Consider the following 25,756-nt stretch of genomic DNA (forward strand, 5'->3'; position numbering starts at 1 on the left):
CGTCCGACACACGAGAGGAACCCGTCATGACCAACCCCTTCGAGGACGCCGACGGCCGCTTCCTGGTGCTCGTCAACGACGAGAACCAGCACTCCCTGTGGCCCGCTTTCATCGAGGTGCCCGCGGGCTGGACCACCGCGCACGGCGAGGACACCCGCGAGGCATGCCTGAACTTCATCGAGGCCAACTGGACGGACATGCGCCCGGCGAGCCTCGTCTCCGCCATGGAGAGCGCCGGCCGATGACGGACGACCACACCTCCCCCCGAAGCCTGCCCGAGACGCTCCTCGACGACTATCTGAGCCTGGCCGACGACAGTTGCGTCGCCGTGCTCCCGCACGTCCTGCGCATCACGGCCGAACTGGGCCTGGCGGACCTGCTGGCGGACGGCGCCCGGTCCGCCGCCGACCTCTCCGATGCCGCGGGCACCGACCTCGACGCCCTGTACCGGCTGCTGCGCGCCCTCGCCACGGTCGGCGTCGTCGTGGAGGAGCCGCGGCGGGTCTTCCGTCTCACCGCGACGGGCGCCCGGCTGCGGGCCGACGCCCCCGGCAGCGTGCGCGCCTCGCTGCTGAACACCGATTCCCAGCGCGCCTGGCTGCGGGGCGCCGACACGCTGCGCACCGGCCGCTCGGTCTTCGACGAAGCGCTCGGCGGGGCGTTCTTCGACCACAAGAACGACCACGCGGAGGCCAACAGCGCCTTCCTGCAACGCATGGAGGAGCGGGCCGGACGGCTGTACCCGGGCCTCGCCACCGTCCCCAACTGGTCCGACTGCTCCGTCGTCATGGACATCGGGGGCGGCAACGGCTTCGTCCTGGACGGGGTCCTGCGCGCCGCGCCCCATCTGACCGGACTCCTCTTCGAACGCCCCGCCACCGTCGCGGCGGTCAGCGGCTCCCCGCGCATCCAGGCCCTGGGCGACCGCTGCCGCGTCATCGCGGGCGACTTCTTCGAGCGGATTCCCGGCGACGCCGACACCCACCTCATGTGCAGCGTCCTGCACGACTGGACCGACGAGCAGACCCTGCGCATCCTGCGCAACAGCCGCGCGGCCCTGCGCCCCGGCGGCCGTCTGCTCATCGTCGAGATGCTCGTCCCCGAGGACGGCCGGTGGCACCCGAGCGCCTGGAGCGACATCGGAATGATGGTGCTCACCGGGGGCCGCGAGCGCACCGCCGGCGAGTTCGCCGCTCTGCTCAGGCAAGCCGACTTCTCCGTGGCGTCGACCACCGCCGTACCGGATTCCCCCTTCTCGGTACTGGAAGCGAAATAACAGCCCGCCGAGACCGCAGAAAGAGGCCGACCGTGTCCGAACGCCCCCTGACCACCGCCTTCGACGACATCACCCTCAATCACATCGAGTGGTACGTCGCCGACCTGGCCGCGGCCGAGGCCGCCTTCACCGAGCAGTACGGCGGCCACCGGCTCGCCGTCCACGAGCCCGCCGAGGGCACCCACCGCTCCGTCGCCCTCGGCATCGGCCGGACCGCGATCGTGCTCACCCAGGGGCTGGCCGCCGACCACCCCGCTTCCCTCTTCGTCCGCGCCCGCGGCGACGGCGTCGCCGACCTCGCCCTGCGCACCCGCCACGTGCGCGCCGCCCACGCCTCCTCGCTCGCCCACGGGGCGCGCGACCGGAGCGCACCCATCGAGGAGAACGGTGCCGTACACGCCGCCGTCCGGGTCTTCGGGGATGTCGGGCACACCTTCGTGACCCCGCCGTCCGGCATCGAGGGCCGCTGGATCCCCGGGTTCGGGGCGCTGCCCGGCACCCCCGCCTCCACGACCGGCCTGACCGGCGCCGACCACTTCGCCGTCTGCCTGGACTCCGGTTCGCTGGAGGAGGTCGTGCGCTTCTACCGCACCGCCCTCGGCTTCGAGCAGACCTTCACCGAGCGCATCGTCGTCGGCCTCCAGGCCATGGACTCCCAGGTGGTGCAGAACGCCGCCCGGGACGTCACCCTGACCCTGCTCGAACCGGACGCCACCGCGGCCCCCGGCCAGATCGACCGCTTCCTCAAGGACAACGACGGCTCCGGCGTCCAGCACGTCGCGTTCGCGACCGGCGACATCGTGCGGGCCACCGCCGTGCTGCGCGAGCGGGGCGTGGAGTTCCTCACCACCCCCGGGGCCTACTACGACCGGCTGGCCGACCGCATCACCCTGGCCCGGCACGACCTCGCGGAACTGCGCGCCGCCCACGTACTGGCCGACGAGGACCATGGCGGCCAGCTGTTCCAGATCTTCACCCGCTCCACCCACCCGCGGAACACCCTCTTCTACGAGGTCGTCGAGCGCTGCGGCGCCACCACCTTCGGCAGCGGCAACATCAAGGCCCTGTACGAGGCCGTGGAGGCGGAACAGTCCGCGGGCCGGTCCCGTTGACCGGCCCCGGGGCCGCCGTCCGGAGCCTGGCGGACATCGAGCGCGCGGCCCGCGAGGCTCTGGCCCCGGACGTCTGGGACTTCGTGGCGGGCGGCAGCGGCGACGAACTCACCCTGGCGGGCAACCGGACCGCTCTGGACCAGGTGGCCCTGGTGCCCCGCGCGCTGACCGGCTGCGCGGCGGCCGACCCCGGCTGCACGGTCCTCGGTGAGCCGTGGCCGATACCGGCCGCCGTGGCCCCGATGGCGTACCAGAGGCTCCTTCACCCCGAGGGCGAGGTGGCCGCCGCCCGTGCGGCGGCGGCCGCCGGAGTCACGTACGTGATCAGCACCATGAGCAGCAGCCCGCTGGAGGAGATCACCGCCACCGGGGCCCGCACCTGGTTCCAGCTGTACTGGCTCAAGGACCGCGCCCGCACCGCGGAGCTGGTCCGGCGCGCCGAGCGGGCAGGGTGCGGGGCACTGATGCTCACGGTCGACGTGCCCGTGATGGGACGGCGCCTGCGCGACGCCCGCAACGGCTTCGCGCTGCCCGGCTCCGTGTCGGCCGCCCTGCTGGGCGACGGCCCGCACTCCGCCACCGCGCACACAGCGGATGACACCGGCTCCGCGGTCGCCCGGCACACCAGCGCCGTCTTCGACCCGGCGCTGAGCTGGCAGGACGTGGAGTGGCTGCGCGGGCTCACCTCACTGCCGCTGGCGCTGAAAGGCGTCCTCTCCCCCGCCGACGCCCGGCGCTCCGCCGACGCGGGCGTCGACCTGCTGGTGGTCTCCAACCACGGCGGCAGGCAGCTCGACGGGGCGATCGGCAGCGCCGACGCACTGCCCGCCGTCGCGTCCGCCGTCGCGGGCAGACTGCCGGTGCTCCTGGACAGCGGGGTGCGCGGCGGTACGGACGTGCTGCGCGCCCTGGCCCTCGGCGCCCGCGGCGTCCTGCTCGGGCGCCCCGTGCTGTGGGGGCTGGCGACGGACGGCGAAGCGGGCGTCCGCGCGGTGCTCGACCAGGTCAGGGACGAGCTGGAACACGCGATGCTGCTGGCCGGCTGCCCGACACCGGCCCACGCCCCTGGCCTGGCCCGCGGCACGGAGGGAACGCGATGACCGAGGGAACGCGATGACCAGAGCCACGGTGGCGGTACCCGGAGTGCGCCTGCACGCGTCGCAGCTGCACGGCTCGCTGGTCGAACCGCTGATGGACTCGATGAACTTCCTCAACGAGATCGCCAACCGGTACCCGAACGCGGTGTCCTTCGCCCCCGGCCGCCCGTACGAGGGGACGTTCGACTCCGCCGCACTAGCACGCTACCTGGAGCGTTACCGCACCTATCTGGCGACCGAGCGCGGCATGTCGGCCGAGGAGGTCAACCGGACCCTGTTCCAGTACGGGAGGACCAAGGGGATCATCCCCGAGCTGATCGCCCGCTCGCTGGCCGTGGACGAGGGCATCCACCTCGACGACCTCGAATCAGTGGTGGTCACGGTCGGCTGCCAGGAGGCGATGTTCCTGGTCATGCGGGCACTGCGGGTGGACGAACGGGATGTCCTGCTCACGGTCGCCCCGACGTATGTGGGGGCGGTCGGCGCGGCCCGGACGGCCGAGCTGCCGACCGTCCCGGTGGCGGACGGCCCGCTCGGCGTGGACCTCGACGACCTGGCCCGTTCGGTGGACACACTGCGCGGCGAGGGACGACGGCCCCGCGCCCTCTACGTCATCCCGGACTACGCCAATCCCTCCGGGGTGCGGATGGACCTGGCCACCCGCCGGAGCCTGCTGGACGCTGCCCGGGAGCACGGGCTCCTGCTGCTGGAGGACAACCCGTACGGCCTCTTCCACGACGGGAGCCGCCTGCCCACCCTCAAGGCGCTCGACACCGAGCGGCGCGTCGTCTATCTGGGCTCGTTCGCCAAGACCGGTCTGCCGGGGGCCCGGGTCGGCTTTGTGGTGGCCGACCAGGAGGTGGTGCGCGCGGACGGTTCGGTGGGCCTGCTCGCCGACGAGCTGGCCAAGATCAAGGGCATGGTCACGGTGAACACCCCGCCGGTGGCCCAGGCGGTCATCGGCGGCAAGCTGCTGGAGCACGGCTGTAGCCTCGTGGCGGCCAACCGGGCCGAACGCGAGGTCTATCAGGACAACCTGTCCCGTCTGCTGGCCGGTCTCGCCCGCCACTTCCCGCCGGCCACCGGGGTCCGCTGGAACCGGCCGTCGGGCGGGTTCTTCGTCGTCGTCGACGTGCCGTTCCCGGCCGACGACGCCCTGCTGGAGCACTCCGCACGGCGGCACGGGGTGCTGTGGTCACCGATGAGCCACTTCGACCCGCGGCCGGAGGCCCGCAACCGGCTGCGGCTGTCGTTCAGCTCCCTGTCCCCGGAACTCGTCGAGACCGGCCTCGACCGGCTGCACGCGATGGTGACCGAACGCCTGGGTGCCGCCTGAGCGGTCCCGGAACGCCCGAAGGGCGGCCACCTCGGTGAGGTGACCGCCCTTCGACGTGTACTGCCTACTGGTTGTACGGACCGTAGTCGTAGTCCTCCAGCGGAACGGCCTGGCCGGAGCCGGTGCCGAACGGCGAGTAGTCGATGTCGTCGTAGCCGACGGCCGAGTACATCGCGGCCTTGGCCTCCTCGGTCGGCTCGACCCGGATGTTGCGGTAGCGGGACAGGCCCGTACCGGCCGGGATGAGCTTACCGATGATGACGTTCTCCTTGAGGCCGATCAGGGAGTCCGACTTGGCGTTGATCGCCGCGTCGGTCAGGACCCTGGTCGTCTCCTGGAAGGACGCCGCCGACAGCCACGACTCGGTGGCCAGCGACGCCTTGGTGATACCCATCAGCTGCGGACGGCCGGAGGCGGGGTGACCGCCCTCGGTGACCACACGACGGTTCTCGGTCTCGAACTTCGACCGCTCGACCAGCTCGCCCGGAAGCAGCTCCGCGTCGCCGGACTCGATGATCGTCACACGGCGGAGCATCTGCCGGATGATGATCTCGATGTGCTTGTCGTGGATCGACACGCCCTGCGAGTTGTAGACCTTCTGGACTTCGCCGACCAGGTGGACCTGGACCGCACGCTGGCCGAGGATGCGCAGCACGTCGTGCGGGTTGGTGGCACCCACGGTGAGCTTCTGGCCCACCTCGACCGCGTCGCCCTCGCCCACGAGCAGACGGGCACGCTTCGAGATCGGGAACGCCGTCTCGTCGCTGCCGTCGTCCGGGGTGACCACGAGCTTCTTGGTCTTCTCGGTCTCCTCGATCCGCACCCGGCCCTTGGCCTCGGAGATCGGGGCGACACCCTTCGGCGTACGGGCCTCGAAGAGCTCGACGACTCGGGGCAGACCCTGGGTGATGTCGTCACCGGCCACACCACCGGTGTGGAAGGTACGCATCGTCAGCTGGGTACCGGGCTCACCGATGGACTGAGCGGCGATGATGCCGACCGCCTCACCGATGTCGACCAGCTTGCCGGTGGCCAGCGAGCGGCCGTAGCAGAAGGCACAGGTGCCGACCGCGGACTCGCAGGTCAGGACCGAGCGGGTCTTGACCTCCTCGACCCCGGCGGCCACGACGGCGTCGATCAGGACATCGCCCAGGTCGACATTTGCCGGCGCGATGACCTTGCCGTCGACGACGACGTCCTCGGCGAGCATCCGCGCGTACACGGACGTCTCGACGTCCTCCGCCTTGCGCAGCACACCGTCGGCACCGCGTTCGGCGATCCGCAGCTTCAGACCGCGGTCGGTGCCGCAGTCCTCCTCGCGGATGATCACGTCCTGCGAGACGTCCACCAGACGACGGGTCAGGTAACCCGAGTCGGCGGTACGCAGCGCGGTGTCGGCCAGACCCTTACGGGCGCCGTGGGTGGCGATGAAGTACTCCAGAACGGTCAGACCGTCACGGTACGACGCCTTGATCGGACGCGGGATGGTCTCGTTCTTGGCGTTGGCCACCAGACCACGCATACCGGCGATCTGACGCATCTGCATCATGTTTCCTCGCGCACCGGACTCGATCATGACGAAGATCGAGTTGGTCCGCGGGAAGTTGGCCTGCATGGCCTCGGACACCTCGTTGGTGGCCTTGTTCCAGATGACGACCATTTCCTGCGTGCGCTCGTCCCTGGTGATCAGACCGCGCTCGAACTGGTTCTGGACCTTGAGCGCCTCACCCTCGTAGCGCTCCAGGATCTGCGGCTTCTCCGGCGGACCGAGGATGTCGGAGAACGCCACGGTGACGCCGGAACGGGTCGCCCAGTGGAAGCCCGCCGCCTTCAGGTTGTCGAGCGTCGCCGCCACGATGACCTTGGGGTAGCGCTCGGCCAGGTCGTTGACGATCTCGGAGAGCTGCTTCTTGCCCACCGGGTAGTCGACGAACGGGTAGTCCTCGGGCAGCAGCTCGTTGAAGAGCGCCCGGCCCAGGGTCGTCCGCAGCCGGAACGGGTCGCCCTGCTGCCACGGCACGGCGGTGCCGTCCGTGTCGGCCTCCTCGGCGGCAGGCGGGGTCCAGCCGCGCGGCGGGATGGTGCCCACCGGGAAGCGGATGTCGACCTTCGCCTGGAGCGAGAGCTCCCGGTTGTCGAACGCCATGGTCGCCTCGGCGGTGGAGCCGAAGGACCGGCCCGCGCCCTTGATCTCGCGCTCCTCCTCGTCCGTGGTGAGGAAGAAGAGACCGAGCACCATGTCCTGGGTCGGCATGGTGACGGGACGACCGTCGGCCGGCTTCAGGATGTTGTTCGAGGACAGCATCAGGATGCGGGCCTCGGCCTGCGCCTCCGCGGAGAGCGGCAGGTGAACGGCCATCTGGTCACCGTCGAAGTCCGCGTTGAACGCGGTGCAGACGAGCGGGTGGATCTGGATGGCCTTGCCCTCGACCAGCTGCGGCTCGAAGGCCTGGATGCCCAGACGGTGCAGGGTCGGCGCACGGTTCAGCAGCACCGGGTGCTCGGCGATGACCTCTTCGAGCACGTCGTACACGACCGTACGGCCGCGCTCGACCATGCGCTTCGCCGACTTGATGTTCTGCGCGTGGTTCAGGTCCACCAGGCGCTTCATCACGAACGGCTTGAAGAGCTCCAGCGCCATGGCCTTCGGCAGACCGCACTGGTGCAGCTTGAGCTGCGGGCCGACGACGATCACGGAACGGGCCGAGTAGTCGACGCGCTTGCCGAGCAGGTTCTGACGGAAACGGCCCTGCTTGCCCTTGAGCATGTCGCTCAGGGACTTCAGCGGGCGGTTGCCGGGACCGGTGACCGGACGACCGCGGCGGCCGTTGTCGAACAGCGCGTCGACGGCCTCCTGGAGCATCCGCTTCTCGTTGTTCACGATGATCTCGGGGGCACCGAGGTCAAGGAGACGCTTGAGGCGGTTGTTGCGGTTGATCACACGGCGGTACAGGTCGTTCAGGTCGGAGGTCGCGAAGCGGCCACCGTCCAGCTGCACCATCGGACGCAGGTCCGGCGGGATGACCGGCACGCAGTCCAGCACCATGCCCTTGGGGCTGTTGCTGGTCTGCAGGAACGCGGAGACGACCTTGAGGCGCTTGAGCGCACGGGTCTTCTTCTGGCCCTTGCCGGTACGGATGATCTCGCGGAGGCGCTCGGCCTCCTCGTCCAGGTCGAAGGACTCCAGGCGCTTCTGCAGCGCCGCGGCACCCATCGAGCCGTCGAAGTACGTGCCGAAGCGGTCACGCAGCTCGCGGTAGAGCAGCTCGTCGCCCTCCAGGTCCTGGACCTTGAGGTTCTTGAAGCGGTTCCACACCTCGTCGAGACGGTCGATCTCGCGCTGCGCGCGGTCGCGCAGCTGCTTCATCTCACGCTCGGCGCCTTCGCGCACCTTGCGGCGCACGTCGGCCTTGGCGCCCTCGGCCTCCAGCTCGGCCAGGTCGGTCTCGAGCTTCTTGGCGCGGGCTTCGAGGTCGGCGTCACGCCGGTTCTCGACCTGCTGGCGCTCGACGGAGACGTGCGCCTCCAGCGACGGGAGGTCGCGCGTGCGGCGCTCCTCGTCCACGAACGTGATCATGTACGCGGCGAAGTAGATGACCTTTTCCAGGTCCTTCGGCGCGAGGTCGAGCAGGTACCCGAGGCGTGACGGGACGCCCTTGAAGTACCAGATGTGGGTCACGGGAGCGGCCAGCTCAATGTGGCCCATCCGCTCACGGCGCACCTTGGCGCGCGTGACTTCCACGCCACAGCGCTCACAGATGATGCCCTTGAAGCGGACACGCTTGTACTTGCCGCAGTAGCACTCCCAGTCCCGGGTCGGACCGAAGATCTTCTCGCAGAAGAGTCCGTCCTTCTCGGGCTTGAGCGTGCGGTAGTTGATGGTCTCCGGCTTCTTCACTTCGCCGTGCGACCAGGTCCGGATGTCGTCCGCGGTGGCAAGGCCGATCCGCAGCTCGTCGAAGAAGTTGACGTCGAGCACTTGTCGTCAATCCCTCTTTCGGGGGTTCGAGCCCCTCGCGTCAGCGAGTAGATGGGGCACTTCAGCAATGGTCTGAACGGGTCCGGGGAGAGCCGGCCGGATACGGGATCCGGCCGGCGAACCCGTCAGACCTCTTCGACGCTGCTCGGCTCGCGCCGGGACAGGTCGATACCGAGCTCCTCCGCCGCGCGGAAGACGTCCTCGTCCGTGTCACGCATCTCGATGGACATACCGTCCGAGGACAGCACCTCCACGTTGAGGCAGAGCGACTGCATTTCCTTGATGAGCACCTTGAAGGACTCGGGAATGCCGGGCTCGGGGATGTTCTCGCCCTTGACGATGGCCTCGTAGACCTTCACGCGGCCGGTCACGTCGTCGGACTTGATCGTCAGCAGCTCCTGGAGGGCGTACGCGGCGCCATAAGCCTCCAGCGCCCACACCTCCATCTCACCGAAGCGCTGGCCGCCGAACTGGGCCTTACCACCCAGCGGCTGCTGCGTGATCATCGAGTACGGGCCGGTCGAACGCGCGTGCAGCTTGTCGTCGACCAGGTGGTGGAGCTTGAGGATGTACATGTACCCGACCGAGATCGGGTCCGGGAACGGCTCACCGGAGCGGCCGTCGAACAGGTGCGCCTTGCCGGACGGCTGGACCATCCGGTTGCCGTCGCGGTTCGGGATCGTCGCCTCGAAGAGACCCGAGATCTCGTCCTCACGGGCACCGTCGAAGACCGGGGTGGCGACGTTGGTGCCGGAGGCGACCTCGTCGGCGCCGATGGCCTTCAGCCGCTCCATCCAGTCCTCGCTGCCCTCGACCTTCCAGCCCTGGCTGGCGAGCCAGCCGAGGTGGATCTCCAGGACCTGACCCGGGTTCATTCGGGACGGGACACCCAGCGGGTTGAGGATGATGTCGACCGGGGTGCCGTCCTCCAGGAACGGCATGTCCTCGATCGGCAGGATCTTCGAGATGACGCCCTTGTTGCCGTGACGGCCGGCGAGCTTGTCACCGTCGGTGATCTTGCGCTTCTGCGCGACGTACACGCGAACCAGCTGGTTCACGCCCGGCGGCAGCTCGTCGCCCTCCTCGCGGTCGAAGACCCGTACGCCGATGACCTTGCCGGTCTCGCCGTGCGGCACCTTCAGCGAGGTGTCACGGACCTCACGGGCCTTCTCGCCGAAGATCGCGCGGAGCAGTCGCTCCTCCGGGGTCAGCTCGGTCTCACCCTTGGGCGTGACCTTGCCGACCAGGATGTCTCCGGCGACGACCTCGGCACCGATCCGGATGATGCCGCGCTCGTCGAGGTCCGCGAGGACCTCCTCCGAGACGTTCGGGATGTCCCGGGTGATCTCCTCGGGGCCCAGCTTGGTGTCACGGGCGTCGACCTCGTGCTCCTCGATGTGGATCGAGGAGAGGACGTCGTCCTGGACCAGCCGCTGGCTGAGGATGATCGCGTCTTCGTAGTTGTGGCCCTCCCACGGCATGAACGCCACGAGGAGGTTCTTGCCCAGCGCCATCTCGCCGTTCTCGGTCGCCGGACCGTCGGCCAGAACCTGCTCGGCGATGACCCGGTCGCCCTCGTTCACGACAACCTTCTGGTTGACCGAGGTGCCCTGGTTCGAACGGGAGAACTTGTGCAGGCGGTACGTGGTGTACGTGCCGTCGTCGTTGGCGGTGGTGATGTAGTCCGCGGAGACCTCCTGGACCACACCGTCCTTCTCCGACTTGAGTACGTCACCGGCGTCGACGGCGCAGCGGTACTCCATGCCGGTGCCGACGAGCGGCGCCTCGGACTTGATCAGCGGAACGGCCTGGCGCATCATGTTCGCGCCCATGAGGGCACGGTTGGCGTCGTCGTGCTCCAGGAACGGGATCATGGCGGTCGCGACCGACACCATCTGGCGCGGGGAGACGTCCATGTAGTCGACGTCGTCACCGGGGACGTAGTCGACCTCTCCGCCACGACGGCGGACCAGGACGCGGGCCTCCTCGAACCGGAACTCGTCACTGAGCGGCGCGTTGGCCTGCGCGATGACGAACCGGTCCTCTTCGTCGGCCGTGAGGTAGTCGACCTCGTCGGTGACGACGCCGCCGGTGACCCTGCGGTACGGCGTCTCGATGAAGCCGAACGGGTTGATCCGTCCGTACGAGGCGAGCGAGCCGATCAGACCGATGTTCGGGCCTTCGGGGGTCTCGATCGGACACATACGGCCGTAGTGCGACGGGTGAACGTCACGGACCTCGAAGCCGGCCCGCTCACGGGACAGACCACCCGGACCGAGCGCGTTCAGACGGCGCTTGTGCGTGAGACCCGACAGCGGGTTGTTCTGGTCCATGAACTGGGACAGCTGGCTGGTGCCGAAGAACTCCTTGATGGAGGCGACGACCGGCCGGATGTTGATCAGGGTCTGGGGCGTGATCGCCTCGACGTCCTGGGTGGTCATGCGCTCGCGCACGACACGCTCCATACGGGCGAGACCCGTACGGACCTGGTTCTGGATCAGCTCGCCGACGTTGCGGATACGGCGGTTGCCGAAGTGGTCGATGTCGTCGGTCTCGACCATGATCGAGGTGCCGTTCTCACCGACCGTCTCGGTCTCCCCGGCGTGCAGCATGACCAGGTACTTGATGGTCGCGATGACATCGTCGGTGGTGAGCACGCCGGCGTCCAGCGGCTCGTCCGCGCCGAGCTTCTTGTTCACCTTGTAGCGGCCGACCTTCGCGAGGTCGTATCGCTTCGGGTTGAAGTAGAGGTTCTCCAGCAGCGTCTGAGCGGCCTCGCGCGTCGGCGGCTCGCCCGGACGCAGCTTGCGGTAGATGTCGAGCAGCGCGTCGTCCTGGCCCTGGGTGTGGTCCTTCTCCAGGGTGGCGCGCATTGACTCGTACTCGCCGAACTCCTCCAGGATCTGCTCGGTGGTCCAGCCGAGAGCCTTGAGGAGGACGGTCACTGACTGCTTGCGCTTGCGGTCGATGCGGACACCGACCATGTCGCGCTTGTCGATCTCCATCTCCAGCCAGGCACCCCGGGACGGGATGATCTTGGCGGAGAAGATGTCCTTGTCGGACGTCTTGTCGATCGACGAGTCGAAGTAGACACCCGGCGAACGGACGAGCTGGGACACCACGACACGCTCGGTGCCGTTGATGACGAAGGTGCCCTTGTTGGTCATGAGCGGGAAGTCGCCCATGAAGACCGTCTGGGACTTGATCTCGCCGGTCTCGTTGTTGGTGAACTCGGCCGTGACGAAGAGCGGGGCGGCGAACGTGAAGTCGCGCTCCTTGCACTCGTCGATGGAGTTCTTGGACGGCTCGAAGCGGTGATCGCGGAAGGTCAGCGACATCGACCCGGAGAAGTCCTCGATCGGGGAGATCTCCTCGAAGATCTCCTCCAGACCTGACTTCCTGGGGACGTCCTGCCCACTCTCCAGAGCCGCCTCGACACGAGCCTTCCAAGCGGCGTTACCGAGCAGCCAGTCAAAGCTCTCGGTCTGCAGCGCCAGGAGGTTCGGAACCTCGAGGGGCTCCTTGATCTTTGCAAAGGAGATGCGCAGCGGGGCGGTGCTGGCACCGTTGTTCGTATTCGTGGTCGAGGCGTTGCGCGAGGCGGCCAAGAGGGGGTCCTTCCGAGGGCTCGGACTCACTACGCGCGTACCGGTCCCAAGCGGGGCACGGAGGGGGAAAGCCCTGTTCAGGGCCGTTCACTCACCGATGCTCTTGCGAGGGGGTGCCCCTGGTGACGGGCAGGGAGCAGCTAACAGGCAGCGCAAAGGGTCAGTGTAGCCACTTGGCACACTGATGTCCAGACCGGGTTTTCCGACACCCTCGTTTTTCTCAACACCCTTGTCTCAACTGCGGCAACTCAACTGCGTCAAGCCTCGCGCCGTAGGCGCACATCGATACTGCCCTCTTCGCCGTCGATCCATGCCTCGGATGCGGATCGATTGTGACGACGCGTCCTGAGAATTGCGCGCTGCGTGCGGTTCGTCAAGGCCCCCCACCCCACGCGGAAGGTCACGGGGCGTACGGAAGCACGGCGATGATCACGATACTCGCCGCGCGCCGAAGAGCAAGGCAGCCCCCACCAGCACGCGAAAGGGCGACCACCCGACTGGGTGATCGCCCTTCGCGTCAGCATCGCGCCTCGCGGCGCCGAGACTGCCTCCGTACGCCTACAGGCGGCCGGTGACGGACTCGTACGGGGTCACTTGACCTCGACGGAGGCGCCGGCGCCCTTGAGGGACTCGGCGGCCTTGTCAGCGGCCTCCTTGGCGACCTTCTCGAGGACGGGCTTCGGGGCGCCGTCCACGAGGTCCTTGGCCTCCTTGAGGCCCAGGGAGGTCAGCTCACGCACGACCTTGATGACCTGGATCTTCTTCTCGCCGGCACCCGTGAGGATGACGTCGAACTCGTCCTGGACCTCTTCGGCCTCGGCGGGGGCACCCGGGGCACCGGCGACCGGCGCGGCGACCGCGGCGGCGGCGGTGACGTCGAACTTCTCCTCGAACGCCTTCACGAACGCGGAGAGCTCGATGAGGGTCATGTCCTCGAACTGCGCGAGCAGGTCTTCCTGGCTGAGCTTCGCCATGATGGCGGTCCTTCCACTAATTCGGCTGGTGCCGTATGTACAGTTCCGCGGGCGTACCGGCCCGCTGCGACCGAGCGAGCGTGATTACTCGGAGTCGGCCTCGGCGGGAGCCGGCGTACCGGCACCGCCCTGCTCTTCCTTCTTGACGCGAAGCGCTTCCGCGGTGCGGACGAACTTCGACGGAAGCGCCTGGAAGAGCGAGGCAGCCTGCGACTGCTTGCCCTTCATGGCACCCGCCAGCTTGGAGAGCAGAACCTCGCGGGACTCGAGGTCCGCGAGCTTCTTGATCTCATCGGCGCTCAGCGCCTTACCATCGAGGACGCCGCCCTTGATGATGAGATTCGGGTTGTCCTTGGCGAAGTCACGAAGACCCTTCGCCGACTCCACCGGGTCACCGGTGACGAAGGCAACCGCCGTCGGACCCGCGAAGAGGTCGTCCAGCGTGTTGATCCCGGCCTCGTTGGCCGCGATCTTGGTCAGCGTGTTCTTCACCACGGCGTACTGGGCGTTCTCACCGAGAGAACGACGCAGCTCCTTGAGCTGCGCCACGGTGAGACCCCGGTACTCGGTCAGCACGGCGGCGTTCGAGCTGCGGAACTTGTCCGTCAGCTCGGCTACCGCGGCAGCCTTGTCGGGCCTTGCCATGAGCGTCGGCCTCCTTCCGGGTGATGAGGACCGCTCAGAAGGGGCTGGGCAAAACGAAACGCCCCGGCGCAGGCGCACGGGGCGTAGCTCGACCGAATGGAATCCGGGAGCTGTCCACAGTCACCTGCGCAGGTCGTCCGCAGCTAGCGGATCCTTCGGCCGCCGCACCCTCTTACGAGCACACGGCAACGACCAGCGGTCTTTGGCTTCCGGGGAAGACTACGGGAAGGACATGTCCCGTGCCAAATCGGCCGGACGGGACCGTACGGACAAAGCCGGTCCCCGCGCCTCCGGAGAGGTGCGGGGACCGGCTTTCGTACGCGAGACCCGCGGCCGCCGTCAGTGTCAGACGGAGGCCGGGTCCTCCTCGACGAGGAGGTTGCGGGTGCGGTTGGCGTCCAGCGGGATGCCGGGGCCCATCGTCGTGGCCAGGGTCGCCTTCTTGATGTAGCGGCCCTTGGCGGCGGACGGCTTGAGACGGAGGACTTCCTCCAGCGCCGCGGCGTAGTTCTCGACCAGCTTCGTCTCGTCGAAGGAGACCTTGCCGATGATGAAGTGCAGGTTCGAGTGCTTGTCGACGCGGAACTCGATCTTGCCGCCCTTGATGTCGTTCACAGCCTTGGTGACATCGGGGGTGACGGTGCCGGTCTTCGGGTTCGGCATCAGACCACGCGGGCCGAGGACGCGGCCGAGGCGGCCGACCTTGCCCATGAGGTCCGGGGTGGCGACGACGGCGTCGAAGTCCAGACGGCCCTTCGAAACCTCGTCGATGAGTTCGTCGGCGCCGACGATGTCGGCGCCCGCGGCACGCGCGGCCTCGGCACGGTCACCGGTCGCGAAGACCAGGACCCGGGCGGTCTTGCCGGTGCCGTGCGGAAGGTTCACGGTGCCACGGACCATCTGGTCGGCCTTGCGCGGGTCGACGCCCAGCCGCATGGCCACCTCGACGGTGCCGTCGAACTTGGTGGTGGTGGTGTCCTTGGCGATACGGACCGCCTCGAGCGGGGCGTACGTACGCTCCCGGTCGATCTTGGCGTCCGCGCCGCGGAGAGCCTTGCTGCGCTTCACTTCGTCTCCTGGTGGTTCATCAGGTGTGGAGGTCGTGGTCCGGGCCGCGCATGGCCCTGCCACTGGGGCTTGCCCGGCTGGGTCAGCCCTCGACCGTGACGCCCATGGAACGGGCGGTGCCGGCGATGATCTTCTCGGCGGCGTCCAGGTCGTTGGCGTTCAGGTCGGGCATCTTGGTGGTGGCGATCTCGCGCACCTGGTCGCGGGTGAGCTTCGCGACCTTCTTGACGTGCGGCTCGCCTGAGCCCTTGTCCACGCCCGCGGCCTTGAGGATCAGCTTGGCGGCCGGCGGCGTCTTGGTGATGAAGGTGAAGGAGCGGTCCTCGTAGACCGTGATCTCCACCGGCACGACCATGCCACGCTGCGACTCGGTCGCGGCGTTGTAGGCCTTGCAGAACTCCATGATGTTGACGCCGTGCTGGCCCAGCGCGGGGCCGACCGGCGGAGCCGGGTTGGCCGCGCCGGCGCTGATCTGGAGCTTGATAAGCCCCGTGACCTTCTTCTTCTTGGGAGGCATTGCTCTCTCCGGGTCCTAGTGAGAGTTTTCAGCCAGCCGTCCGGTCATCCGGATGGAGGCATACCGCACAACGATAACGGGTATAGCTGCGCGGCCAAAAACCGACAGGTCAGACAGCTGTATGAGCCTGTCTGACCTGTCGGAAGCTGCTGTCGCGGGCGGGCGCCGAGGCGCACACCGCCCGCTGGGCTCAGTTCTTCTGGATCTGGTCGAAGCTCAGCTCGACCGGGGTCTCGCGGCCGAAGATCTCGACCAGGCCCTTGACCTTCTTCGAGTCGGCGTTGATCTCGTTGATGGTCGCCTGGAGCGTGGCGAACGGACCGTCGGTGACGGTGACCGAGTCGCCGACCTCGAAGTCCAGCACCTGGACCTCGACCTTGCGGGACGGAGCGGGCTTGCCCTCGGCCTCCGCGGCCTCACGGGCCGCCTTCTCCTCGGCCTCCGGCGCGAGCATCTTGACGATCTCGTCCAGGGTCAGCGGGTACGGGTCGTAGGCGTTGCCCACGAAGCCGGTGACACCGGGGGTGTTGCGGACGACGCCCCAGGACTCGTTCGTCAGATCCATGCGCACCAGGACGTAGCCCGGGAGCTTGTTCTGGCGAACGTTCTTGCGCTCGCCGTTCTTGATCTGGACGATCTCTTCCTCGGGGACCTCGGCCTGGTAGATGAACTCCTCGACGTTCAGCGAGACGGCGCGCTGCTCCAGGTTGGCCTTCACGCGCTTCTCGTAGCCCGCGTAGGTGTGGATCACGTACCACTCGCCGGGCAGCCCGCGGAGTTCCTCACGGAGGGCGGCGACCGGGTCGGCGGGAGCCTCGGGCTCTTCGTCGGCCTCGACCTCGTCCGCGTCGGCCTCGTCCGCGTCGACCTCGTCGGCGGCGGACTCGTCGGTGCCGTCCTCCGCGGGGTCGTCCTCGTCGTCCTCGATGTGGAGCGCGGCTTCCTCGGCCGGCTCGCCCGCGGCGACGTCAGCGGCTTCGGCCTGGTCTGGCTCGACAGCGTCCGCCGCCTCGACGATGCCGGTTTCGTCCTCGCGGGACTCCACCGACTCGCTGGCGTCGTTCAGTTTCGGGTCAGACACGGTGGCTGCTTCTTCCTGGCTCAATGGGTGGAACACGCGAAAGGGGCGCCGCGCGGGGCGCCCTCGCGGGATCAGCCGAAGACGTACTTGATTGCTTGCTGGAAGCCATAGTCAATCACGGTCACCAAACCGATCATGACGACGACGAAGACAATCACCACAGTGGTGTACGTGGTCAGCTGATTGCGAGTCGGCCAGACGACCTTGCGCAGCTCGGCGACGATCTGACGGTAGAAGAGCGCGAGACGGCCCAGAGGGCCCTTCTTGCCGCGCTTGCCGCCCTTGCGGGGCTTCTTCGACTCGGCGGACTCATCGTCGGCATCAGGCTTGTCGATGGAGCCCACGGCGTCCGTCACGCTCTCTCACCTGATTCCGGGTCGTGGCCGTGCCGCGCCCGGGGGAGCCGCACGGCGATGCATTCAATGTACGTACATGCGCACACATCCTGGCGAAGATGTGTGTAGCAGGGCCGGAGGGACTTGAACCCCCAACCGCTGGTTTTGGAGACCAGTGCTCTACCAATTGAGCTACGACCCTTTGCGTTTTCCCCAACCTACCGCATCCGACCGGATGCACGGAGTGCCCGGTACGGACCTGGTGGCTGAGGGCCAACGACGAGTGAGTGTACGTGGTCGCGGCCCCCGCGTCGAACAGCTTCCCCCACGACGGTCGCGGCCCACGTCCCGCGCGGCGGTCTTTCTTCTCCGTCCACCCATGTGTCCACCCAGCGAAACCTGTGTGCCAGGGAGGTTTCGGGTCTGGGACCATGGGCCCATGAGCGCTGCAATCCCTCCGACCGAGCGCCGGGTCTCCGCCCGTATCGGCGCGATCTCCGAGTCCGCGACCCTGGCCGTGGACGCCAAGGCCAAGGCCCTGAAGGCAGCCGGGCGTCCGGTGATCGGCTTCGGCGCCGGCGAGCCCGACTTCCCGACGCCCGGCTACATCGTCGAGGCCGCTGTCGAGGCGTGCCGCGACCCCAAGTACCACCGCTACACCCCGGCCGGGGGGCTCCCCGAGCTCAAGGCCGCGATCGTCGCGAAGACGCTGCGCGACTCCGGCTACGAGATCGAGCCCGCCCAGGTCCTGGTGACCAACGGCGGCAAGCAGGCGATCTACGAGGCGTTCGCGGCCATCCTGGACCCGGGCGACGAGGTCATCGTCCCCGCTCCGTACTGGACGACGTACCCCGAGTCGATCCGGCTGGCCGGCGGTGTCCCGGTAGAGGTCGTGGCCGACGAGACCACCGGCTACCGCGTCTCCGTCGAGCAGTTGGAGGCCGCGCGTACCGAGCGTACGAAGGTCGTCCTCTTCGTCTCGCCGTCCAACCCGACGGGCGCCGTCTACAGCGCCGCCGACACCGAGGCCATCGGCCGCTGGGCCGTCGAGCACGGCCTGTGGGTGATGACGGACGAGATCTACGAGCATCTCGTGTACGGCGACGCCGCCTTCACCTCGCTGCCGGCCGTCGTGCCGGAGCTGCGCGACAAGTGCGTCGTGGTCAACGGTGTGGCCAAGACCTATGCGATGACCGGCTGGCGTGTGGGGTGGATCGTCGGCCCCAAGGATGTCGTCAAGGCCGCGACCAACCTCCAGTCGCACGCGACGTCCAATGTCGCCAATGTCTCGCAGGCCGCCGCGATCGCCGCCGTCTCCGGTGACCTCACCGCGGTCGCCGAGATGCGCGCCGCCTTCGACCGGCGCCGCCGGACCATCGTGCGGCTGCTGAACGAGATCGACGGCGTCGTCTGCCCGGAGCCGGAGGGTGCCTTCTACGTGTACCCGTCGGTGAAGGCCCTGCTGGGCAAGGAGATCCGCGGCAAGCGCCCGCGGACATCGGTCGAGCTGGCCGCGCTGATCCTGGACGAGGCCGAGGTCGCGGTCGTCCCCGGAGAGGCGTTCGGTACGCCCGGCTATCTGCGGCTGTCGTACGCGCTCGGCGACGAGGACCTGGCGGAGGGCGTCGGCAGGCTCCAGAAGCTGCTGGGCGAGGCCGCGGAGTGACGTTCCCCCACCGACTCACGTGAGTCGGTGCGCGGGCCCCCGGCTTACCGCCGGGGGCCCGTTTTTGCGTTCGGACAAGATCTCGATCGGGGAAAGTGGCTGCCGGTCGGCGCGAGCATGCGGCAGGATCTACGAATGGAGAGCACCACCCGCCCCCGCGACCTCAGCCTGCTGCCCAAGGCTCATCTGCATCTGCACTTCACCGGTTCGATGCGGCCCACGACGCTGCTCGAACTCGCCGACAAGTACGGCGTTCATCTCCCCGAGGCGCTGACCAGCGGCGAACCGCCCAGGCTGCGCGCGACCGACGAACGCGGCTGGTTCCGTTTCCAGCGGCTCTACGACATCGCCCGGTCCTGTCTGCGGACGCCCGAGGACATCCAGCGGCTCGTGCGCGAGGCGGCCGAGGAGGATGTACGGGACGGCTCGGGCTGGCTGGAGATCCAGGTCGACCCCACCTCGTACGCCCCCCATCTCGGCGGACTGATCCCGGCCCTGGAAGTCATCCTGGACGCCGTGGACACCGCGTCCAGGGAGACCGGCCTGGGGATGCGGGTGCTGGTGGCGGCGAACCGTATGAAGCATCCGCTGGAGGCCAGGACCCTGGCCCGGCTCGCCGTCCGGTACGCGGACCGGGGGGTCGTCGGCTTCGGGCTCTCCAACGACGAGCGCCGCGGGATGGCCAGGGACTTCGACCGGGCCTTCGCGATCGCCAGGGACGGCGGGCTGCTGGCCGCGCCGCACGGCGGTGAGCTGACCGGGCCCGCGTCCGTACGGGACTGCCTGGACGATCTGCGGGCGGCCCGTATCGGGCACGGCGTCCGCGCGGCGGAGGACCCCAAGCTGCTGCGCAGGCTCGCGGAGCGCGGGGTGACCTGCGAGGTCTGCCCGGCCTCCAATGTCGCGCTGGGCGTCTACGAGAAGCCGGAGGACGTCCCGCTGCGGACGCTGTTCGACGCCGGGGTCCCGATGGCGCTGGGCGCGGACGACCCGCTGCTGTTCGGCTCACGGCTGGCGGCGCAGTACGAGCTGGCCCGTCGGCACCAGGGGTTCAGCGACACCGAACTGGCCGAGCTGGCGCGGCAGTCGGTACGGGGTTCCGCGGCGCCGCGGGAGGTCCGGGAGAAGCTCCTGACGGGCATCGACGGCTGGCTGGCCGGCTGACGCGCGGTGCATCCGGCCAGATAGACGGCTAGAGGCTGACGCCGACCGTCACCGGTTCGTTGACCAGGGTGATCCCGAACGCCTCCTGGACCCCGGCCACCACCTCCCGGGCGAGCACGAGCAGATCCTCGGTGGTCGCCGTGCCCCGGTTGGTGAGGGCGAGGGTGTGCTTGGTGGAGATACGGGCCGGGCCCGTGCCGTACCCCTTGGTGAAACCGGCCCGGTCGATCAGCCAGGCCGCGGAGGTCTTCGTACGCCCCTCCCCGTCCGGGAAGCCGGGCGGCGTCACCTCGTCGCCGAGGCGGGCCCGTACGCGCGCGACGAACTCCGCGTACTCCCGGTCGGTCAGGATCGGGTTGGTGAAGAAGGAGCCGGCCGACCAGGTGTCGTGGTCCTCGGGGTCGAGCACCATGCCCTTGCCCGCCCGCAGTTTGAGGACGGTGTCCCGCGCGGTCTCCGCAGGGACGCGGTCGCCGGGTCCGACCCCGAGGACGCGGGCCGTCTCGGCGTACTTGAGGGGGGCGGAGAGCCCCTGCGCGTCCTCCAGGGCGAAGCGGACCCGCAGCACGACCCAGCGCTCCGGGTGCTGCTTGAACCGGCTGTGGCGGTACGAGAAGCCGCAGTCGGCGTTGGTGAGCGTGACCGTCCGCCCGGTGGAGCGGTCGTAGGCGACGACGTCGGTGAGGGTGCTCGACACCTCCTGGCCGTACGCGCCGACGTTCTGGATCGGCGTGGCGCCGGCCGAGCCGGGGATCCCGGCGAGGCATTCGATGCCGGCCAGGCCCGCCTCGACGGTACGGGCGACGGCGTCGCTCCAGATCTCCCCGGCGGCCAGCTCCAGCGTGGTGCCGTCGAGCGAGAAGCCCTTGGTCGCGATGCGCAGGGCGGTGCCGTCGAAGCCCTTGTCCCCGATGATCAGATTGCTGCCGCCGCCGATGATCAGCAGCGGCGTACCGGCGTCGTCCGCCTCGCGCACGGCGGCGATCACTTCGTCGTCGGTGACCGCCGTGACCAGGCGGGTCGCCGGGCCGCCGAGGCGGAAGGTGGTCAGTGGGGCGAGAGGGGCGTCGTGGAGTTCCTGCACGGGACAAGGGTACGGGCCGCTGCGATCGCGACTGCGATCGCAGCGGCCCGACATCAGACGGCCGCGGGCTCGGGCTCGGGCTCGTCTCCCTGCCCGGCCGGGCGGACGCCCAACATGACCAGGCCGACGGCCGAGGCGAGGTGGAGCCCCCTACCGACCCCGCTGATGACCAGCGCGGGCAGCCGCACCGCGTACGGCGTGTCCGGCCGGGGACGACCAGCGCGAACAGCCCCGTGCGCAGTGATCACTCAGCCGGGTACGGGTCGATCGCTCAGGCGAGCCGGACAACGGCGCGGGACATGCCCAGCACCTTCTGTCCCGCGCTCATCGCCGTCAGATCCACCCGGACGCGGTTGTCCTCCAGCTTGGCCGCGACCTTCGCGCTGACCTCGATCAGCGCGCCCCGGTCGTCATTGGGCACCACGACCGGCTTGGTGAAGCGGACGCCGTACTCGACGACGGCTCCCGGGTCGCCCACCCAGTCGGTCACCACCTGGATCGCCTCGGCCATGGTGAACATGCCGTGCGCGATGACGTCCGGCAGCCCGACCTCCTTGGCGAACTTCTCGTTCCAGTGGATCGGGTTGAAGTCCCCGGAGGCGCCCGCGTACCGCACCAGCGTCGCGCGCGTGAGGGGGAAGTCACGGGCCGGCAGCTCCGTACCGATCTCGACCTCGTCGTAACCGATCTTCGCGGTCACCGGCCTCACGCCCCCTCGGCGGCGCGCGCCACCAGTTTGGTCCACGCGGTCACGACGTGCTCGCCCGCTTCGTCGCGCACCTCACCGCGGACATCGATGATGTCGTTCCCCGCCAGGGACTTGATCGCCTCGATGGTCGACGTGACGCTCAGCCGGTCGCCCGCCCGCACGGGACGGGTGTACGCGAACTTCTGGTCGCCGTGCACCACACGGCTGTAGTCCAGCCCCAGCTGCGGATCGGCGATGACGTCGCCCGCGGCCTTGAAGGTGATCGCGAAGACGAAGGTCGGCGGCGCGATCACATCGCAGTACCCGAGGGCCTTGGCGGCCTCCAGATCGGTGTACGCCGGATTGGGGTCGCCCACCGCCTCGGCGAACTCGCGGATCTTCTCCCGGCCGACTTCGTACGGCGCGGTGGGCGGATAGCTCCGCCCCACGAAGGACTGATCGAGCGCCACTGACTCGCTCCCTCCTGATGTAAAGGACCACAGGCCTGCTGGAGACCCTGATGTAGACAAGGAAACGACACGAGGCCGTCCCCAACCGGGGACGGCCTCGCATACGAGCCTGATTCAGCGCGTTTCGCGGTGCGCGGTGTGCGAGTTGCAGCGCGGGCAGTGCTTCTTCATCTCAAGACGGTCCGGGTTGTTACGCCGGTTCTTCTTGGTGATGTAGTTCCGCTCCTTGCACTCCACGCAGGCCAGCGTGATCTTCGGGCGGACGTCGGTGGCAGCCACGTGAGTGCTCCTTGGACGGACAACGGATGAACGGATGAACGCAGAAAAGAGTAGCCGATCGAAGGACCGACCCCACAATCGGCTACTTTGTGTAGCGGTGACCGGACTTGAACCGGTGACACAGCGATTATGAGCCGCTTGCTCTACCGACTGAGCTACACCGCTTCGATGTTGGATCTCCTCGCCCGAAGGCGAGGATCACCGAACATCTGAGCCCCAATACGGAATCGAACCGTAGACCTTCTCCTTACCATGGAGACGCTCTACCGACTGAGCTATTGGGGCGAGCGATGAAGACATTACACGGTCGGTTGCCGATCGCCCAAATCCGTTTTCCCGCCCCTCACCCCACGCGTCCCGCGGTGTCCCGTACGCCACTGGTGGGCTCGCCGGTACGACTATTGCGCTCCTCCTCGAACGCCGGCTGAGGCGCCCCTAGGCTCGACTCACGCTGCGTGATCTTGCACGCCGGAGTCCGACCAGAAAGCCCTCACCAGGAGCCCGATGCCCGACAGCCAGCCGCAGCCGCAGCCGTCCGACGGAGCCCCTGCCGACACCACCGCGCTCGTCCTGTGCGGCGCCCGTCTCACCGACGGCCGCACCGTGGACGTACGGCTCAGCTCGGGCCGGATCGAGGCCGTGGGCACGGCGGGCAGTCTCGCCGCGTACGGCACCCGGCTGGATCTGGCCGGCTATCTGCTGCTCCCCGCCCCGGCAGAGCCGCACGCCCACAGTGACACCGCCCTCACCGCGCTCACCCCCGACGGACCGGGCTCCTACTCCCCCGAGGACGTGCAGCGCCGCGCCACCGAGGCCGCCCTGCTCCAGCTCGGTCACGGCGCGACCGCGCTGCGCTCCCACGTACGGATCGGGGACGCGCAGGAGCTGGGCCGCATGGAGGCGGTGCTCCAGGCCCGCCGTTCGCTGCGCGGTCTCGCCGATCTGACCGCCGTCGCCGTACCGCGCCTGCTGACGGGCCTCGCGGGCGCCGACGGGCTCGCGATGCTGCGGGACGCGGTGAAGATGGGCGCGGGGGTGGTGGGCGGCTGCCCCGACCTGGACCCGGATCCGGCCGGGTACGCGGAAGCGGTGCTGGGGATCGCGGCCGAGCACGGCTGCCCCGTCGATCTGCATACGGACGGTGACGATCCGGTCCGGCTCGCCCGGCTCGCCGCGATGGCGGGCGGCCTGCGGCCCGGGGTGACGCTCGGGCCGTGCGCGGGGCTGGCCAGGCTGCCCGCCGAGACCGCCGCGCGGGCCGCCGGGCAGCTGGCGGCGGCCGGCGTGACGGTGGTCTGTCTGCCGCAGGGCGGCTGCGGGGGCGTGGAACGCACGGATGTGGAGCGGGTGGACACGGACCGGCGCGGCGGCGCGGACCGGCGCGCCGCGCAACCGCCCGGCGCGGAGTCATGGGGCTCCGGGCTGCCGGGCGCCGAGCGCGGCGTCGCCCCCGTACAGCTGCTGCGGGCGGCCGGGGTGCGGATCGCGGCGGGCAGCGGGGCGCTGCGGGACGTGTCGAATCCGGTCGGGCGCGGGGATCCGCTGGAGGCCGCCTACCTGCTCGCGTCACAGGGCGGCATGCGGGCGGCGGACGCGTACGACGCGGTGAGCGGGGCCGCGCGGGCGGCGATGGGGCTGCCCGCGGTACGGGTGGAGGCGGGCTTTCCCGCGGAGTTGCTGGCGGTACGCGGGGAGCGGATCGAGGGCGTGCTGTCCCTGGCGTACAGCAGGATCGTCATCCACCGGGGGCGGGTCGTGGCGCGGACGAGCGCGGTGCGGGAGTACTGCGACTCGGCGGCGGCCGTCGCGCTGGAACTGCCCCGGCAGGGACGGTCCGTCCTGGGTAACCCCGGTCCCTGAGCGGGATGGCGGGTCAGCGGCGAACGGCCCCCGGACGTACGGTCGTGAGCATGCGAATCGTGATTGCCGGAGGACATGGTCAGATCGCGCTGCGGCTGGAGCGCCTGCTCGCCGCGCGCGGACACGAGGCCGCGGGCATCATCCGCGACCCGGCGCAGGCGGAGGATCTGCGCGACGCCGGCGCCGAACCGGTCGTCCTGGACCTGGAGTCGGCCTCGGTGGAGGAGGTGGCCGCGGTACTGGAGGACGCGGACGCGGCCGTGTTCGCCGCGGGCGCGGGCGGCGGGAGCGGAGCGGCCCGCAAGGAGACGGTGGACCGGGGCGCGGCGGTCCTCTTCGCGGACGCCGCCGAGCGCGCGGGCGTACGCCGCCACCTCGTCGTCTCGTCCATGGGCGCGAACCCGGACCACCGGGGCGACGAGGTCTTCGACGCGTATCTGCGGGCCAAGGGCGCGGCGGACGCGTACGTACGGTCCAGGTCCGGGCTCGACTGGACGATCCTGCGGCCGGGGATGCTGACGAACGACCCCGGGACGGGGCTCGTGCGGCTCGCGGAGTCGACGGGGCGGGGGCCGGTGCCACGCGACGATGTGGCGGCGGTACTGGCCGAGTTGGTGGAGAGCCCGGGGACCGCGGGGCGGACGCTGGACCTGATCGCCGGGACGGTGCCGGTGGCCGAGGCGGTGCGGGCGGCGGGCGGGCGATGAGTTCCGCGCCCCGGGGCGGTCCTTGCTCCCATGAACGAGGACCTGAGCGTGGAGAGCGTGGTTGAGGACATGGACCGGAGCAAGCCCGTGAACCTGCCGAAGATCGTCCGACGGGGCGAGCAGCCGTACGTCGCCATCGGGAGATCCGTGCGGATGGAGGAGTTCCCGACGATCGCCGACCGGCTGCCCGAGCTCATCGGCTGGGTGCTCGGCCAGGGCCTGGAGATGGCCGGAGCGCCGTTCTTCCGCTACCGCACCATCGACATGGACGGCGAGTCGGAGGTGGAGGCCGGTGTCCCGCTGGCGTCGGCCCCGGAGCCGGAGGGCGACATCCGCGTCGGGACGCTGCCCGCCGGCCACTACGCGACGATCACTCACCTCGGCCACTTCGAAGGGCTGTTGGCGGTGACCAAGGCGCTGCGGGAGTGGGCGGAGCACGAGGGGCTGGAGTGGGACATGACCGTCGTCGACGGGGTGGAGCACTGGGGCTGCCGGCTGGAGTCGTACAAGACCGACCCGCGGGCGGAACCGGACCCGGCCAACTGGGAGACGGAGCTGGCGTTCCGGCTCGCCGACGTGGCCCCTGGCGAGTAGCGCGGCCCGGCCGAGCGGTACGGCCCGGCGGCCGGACAGGAGAATGGCCCTCGCCCCGCGGAGACGTGGGGCGAGGGCCATTCGCACGTGTCACGCCGGCCCGGCTTCCGTGGGCCGCGCGTGCGCGCCCGGGTTCCCCGTCCGGCCGGCCGCGAACGCTCCGGGGCCGTGGCGACAAGTACAGGGTGAGGCCGCTGTGCATGCGGTGACGAGGGG

The 25,756-nt window shown here is 69.4% G+C and carries 22 protein-coding genes and 3 tRNA genes; 10 read left to right on the forward strand and 15 right to left on the reverse strand.

Annotated features, from left to right (window positions below):
* The first annotated feature begins 26 nt into the window (after positions 1–26).
* From ACIOGX_RS26030 to ACIOGX_RS26050, 5 genes are read left to right on the forward strand one after another with little or no spacing between them, the layout of a single operon-like run.
* A complete protein-coding gene (locus ACIOGX_RS26030; protein WP_356515640.1) occupies positions 27–245 on the forward strand; it encodes an MbtH family protein in 219 nt (72 codons plus the stop codon).
* Entirely contained in the window at positions 242–1,276 is a 1,035-nt protein-coding gene (locus tag ACIOGX_RS26035; protein WP_401916609.1) for a methyltransferase, read from the forward strand. The genes ACIOGX_RS26030 and ACIOGX_RS26035 overlap by 4 nt, the downstream gene beginning before the upstream one ends.
* Positions 1,277–1,308: 32 nt before the next feature.
* Positions 1,309–2,388, forward strand: coding sequence for a 4-hydroxyphenylpyruvate dioxygenase (gene hppD, locus ACIOGX_RS26040; protein ID WP_384765424.1), 1,080 nt, complete (start codon positions 1,309–1,311; stop codon positions 2,386–2,388).
* Positions 2,385–3,488, forward strand: coding sequence for an alpha-hydroxy acid oxidase (locus ACIOGX_RS26045; protein WP_401916613.1), 1,104 nt, complete (start codon positions 2,385–2,387; stop codon positions 3,486–3,488). Before hppD ends, ACIOGX_RS26045 begins: the two co-directional genes overlap by 4 nt.
* A gap of 13 nt (positions 3,489–3,501) precedes the next feature.
* Entirely contained in the window at positions 3,502–4,821 is a 1,320-nt protein-coding gene (locus ACIOGX_RS26050) for a PLP-dependent aminotransferase family protein (RefSeq protein WP_356515632.1), read from the forward strand.
* A gap of 64 nt (positions 4,822–4,885) precedes the next feature.
* Here the strand turns inward: ACIOGX_RS26050 and ACIOGX_RS26055 are convergent, their stop codons facing one another.
* From ACIOGX_RS26055 to ACIOGX_RS26095, 9 genes are all read right to left on the reverse strand, one after another.
* Positions 4,886–8,800 carry a DNA-directed RNA polymerase subunit beta' gene (locus ACIOGX_RS26055; protein WP_356515630.1) on the reverse strand — a complete coding sequence of 1,305 codons (3,915 nt, stop codon included), beginning with the start codon at positions 8,798–8,800 and terminating at the stop codon, positions 4,886–4,888.
* Between the two features lie 125 nt (positions 8,801–8,925).
* Positions 8,926–12,408 (reverse strand): DNA-directed RNA polymerase subunit beta, encoded by a 3,483-nt coding sequence (gene rpoB / locus ACIOGX_RS26060; protein WP_356515628.1) that lies wholly within the window; start codon positions 12,406–12,408, stop codon positions 8,926–8,928.
* A gap of 590 nt (positions 12,409–12,998) precedes the next feature.
* Complete coding sequence (gene rplL, locus ACIOGX_RS26065; protein WP_351396537.1) at positions 12,999–13,382, reverse strand: 50S ribosomal protein L7/L12; 384 nt, start codon at positions 13,380–13,382, stop codon at positions 12,999–13,001.
* Between the two features lie 84 nt (positions 13,383–13,466).
* Positions 13,467–14,027, reverse strand: a complete 561-nt coding sequence (rplJ, locus tag ACIOGX_RS26070) for a 50S ribosomal protein L10 (protein WP_356515626.1) — start codon at positions 14,025–14,027, stop codon at positions 13,467–13,469.
* Positions 14,028–14,372: 345 nt separating this feature from the next.
* The gene (gene rplA / locus ACIOGX_RS26075) at positions 14,373–15,095 is read right to left on the reverse strand and encodes a 50S ribosomal protein L1 (protein WP_129771798.1); all 723 of its coding nucleotides are present in this window, start codon (positions 15,093–15,095) and stop codon (positions 14,373–14,375) included.
* Between the two features lie 82 nt (positions 15,096–15,177).
* Positions 15,178–15,612 (reverse strand): 50S ribosomal protein L11, encoded by a 435-nt coding sequence (gene rplK, locus ACIOGX_RS26080; RefSeq protein WP_030351419.1) that lies wholly within the window; start codon positions 15,610–15,612, stop codon positions 15,178–15,180.
* 190 nt (positions 15,613–15,802) lie between these two features.
* Positions 15,803–16,693: a transcription termination/antitermination protein NusG gene (gene nusG / locus ACIOGX_RS26085; RefSeq protein WP_401916618.1), complete on the reverse strand. Its 891-nt coding sequence runs from the start codon at positions 16,691–16,693 to the stop codon at positions 15,803–15,805.
* Positions 16,694–16,764: 71 nt separating this feature from the next.
* Positions 16,765–17,049, reverse strand: coding sequence for a preprotein translocase subunit SecE (gene secE / locus ACIOGX_RS26090; protein ID WP_030351417.1), 285 nt, complete (start codon positions 17,047–17,049; stop codon positions 16,765–16,767).
* Positions 17,050–17,157: 108 nt separating this feature from the next.
* Positions 17,158–17,230: transfer RNA gene (locus tag ACIOGX_RS26095), tRNA-Trp, on the reverse strand.
* A gap of 237 nt (positions 17,231–17,467) precedes the next feature.
* On the opposite strand from ACIOGX_RS26095, the gene ACIOGX_RS26100 reads away from it, so the two are divergent.
* Both ACIOGX_RS26100 and ACIOGX_RS26105 read left to right on the forward strand, forming a co-directional pair.
* Positions 17,468–18,694, forward strand: a complete 1,227-nt coding sequence (locus tag ACIOGX_RS26100) for a pyridoxal phosphate-dependent aminotransferase (protein ID WP_356515621.1) — start codon at positions 17,468–17,470, stop codon at positions 18,692–18,694.
* Between the two features lie 135 nt (positions 18,695–18,829).
* Positions 18,830–19,858: an adenosine deaminase gene (locus tag ACIOGX_RS26105; RefSeq protein ID WP_356515619.1), complete on the forward strand. Its 1,029-nt coding sequence runs from the start codon at positions 18,830–18,832 to the stop codon at positions 19,856–19,858.
* 28 nt (positions 19,859–19,886) lie between these two features.
* Here ACIOGX_RS26105 and ACIOGX_RS26110 read toward each other — a convergent pair whose 3' ends face one another.
* The 6 genes from ACIOGX_RS26110 to ACIOGX_RS26135 form a co-directional block, all read right to left on the reverse strand.
* Entirely contained in the window at positions 19,887–20,942 is a 1,056-nt protein-coding gene (locus tag ACIOGX_RS26110; RefSeq protein ID WP_401916623.1) for a UDP-N-acetylmuramate dehydrogenase, read from the reverse strand.
* A gap of 271 nt (positions 20,943–21,213) precedes the next feature.
* Positions 21,214–21,642 (reverse strand): MaoC family dehydratase, encoded by a 429-nt coding sequence (locus ACIOGX_RS26115; protein WP_356518683.1) that lies wholly within the window; start codon positions 21,640–21,642, stop codon positions 21,214–21,216.
* Between the two features lie 5 nt (positions 21,643–21,647).
* Positions 21,648–22,100: a MaoC family dehydratase N-terminal domain-containing protein gene (locus tag ACIOGX_RS26120; protein ID WP_356518684.1), complete on the reverse strand. Its 453-nt coding sequence runs from the start codon at positions 22,098–22,100 to the stop codon at positions 21,648–21,650.
* A gap of 114 nt (positions 22,101–22,214) precedes the next feature.
* The gene (rpmG, locus tag ACIOGX_RS26125) at positions 22,215–22,379 is read right to left on the reverse strand and encodes a 50S ribosomal protein L33 (protein WP_003956487.1); all 165 of its coding nucleotides are present in this window, start codon (positions 22,377–22,379) and stop codon (positions 22,215–22,217) included.
* 92 nt (positions 22,380–22,471) lie between these two features.
* Positions 22,472–22,544: transfer RNA gene (locus ACIOGX_RS26130), tRNA-Met, on the reverse strand.
* A gap of 47 nt (positions 22,545–22,591) precedes the next feature.
* A tRNA-Thr gene (locus ACIOGX_RS26135) sits at positions 22,592–22,664 on the reverse strand.
* A gap of 219 nt (positions 22,665–22,883) precedes the next feature.
* Between ACIOGX_RS26135 and ACIOGX_RS26140 the strand changes: the two genes are divergently transcribed.
* Genes ACIOGX_RS26140 through ACIOGX_RS26150 form a run of 3 tightly spaced genes read left to right on the forward strand, consistent with a single transcriptional unit; the run spans position 22,884 to position 25,540 of the window.
* Complete coding sequence (locus ACIOGX_RS26140) at positions 22,884–24,239, forward strand: hydrolase (protein WP_401916626.1); 1,356 nt, start codon at positions 22,884–22,886, stop codon at positions 24,237–24,239.
* Positions 24,240–24,289: 50 nt separating this feature from the next.
* The gene (locus ACIOGX_RS26145; RefSeq protein ID WP_356518686.1) at positions 24,290–24,946 is read left to right on the forward strand and encodes an SDR family oxidoreductase; all 657 of its coding nucleotides are present in this window, start codon (positions 24,290–24,292) and stop codon (positions 24,944–24,946) included.
* Between the two features lie 30 nt (positions 24,947–24,976).
* Entirely contained in the window at positions 24,977–25,540 is a 564-nt protein-coding gene (locus tag ACIOGX_RS26150; RefSeq protein WP_356518687.1) for a GyrI-like domain-containing protein, read from the forward strand.
* Positions 25,541–25,756: the final 216 nt, after the last annotated feature.

The organism is Streptomyces sp. NPDC088147, from assembly GCF_044741565.1.
Lineage (GTDB): Bacteria > Actinomycetota > Actinomycetes > Streptomycetales > Streptomycetaceae > Streptomyces.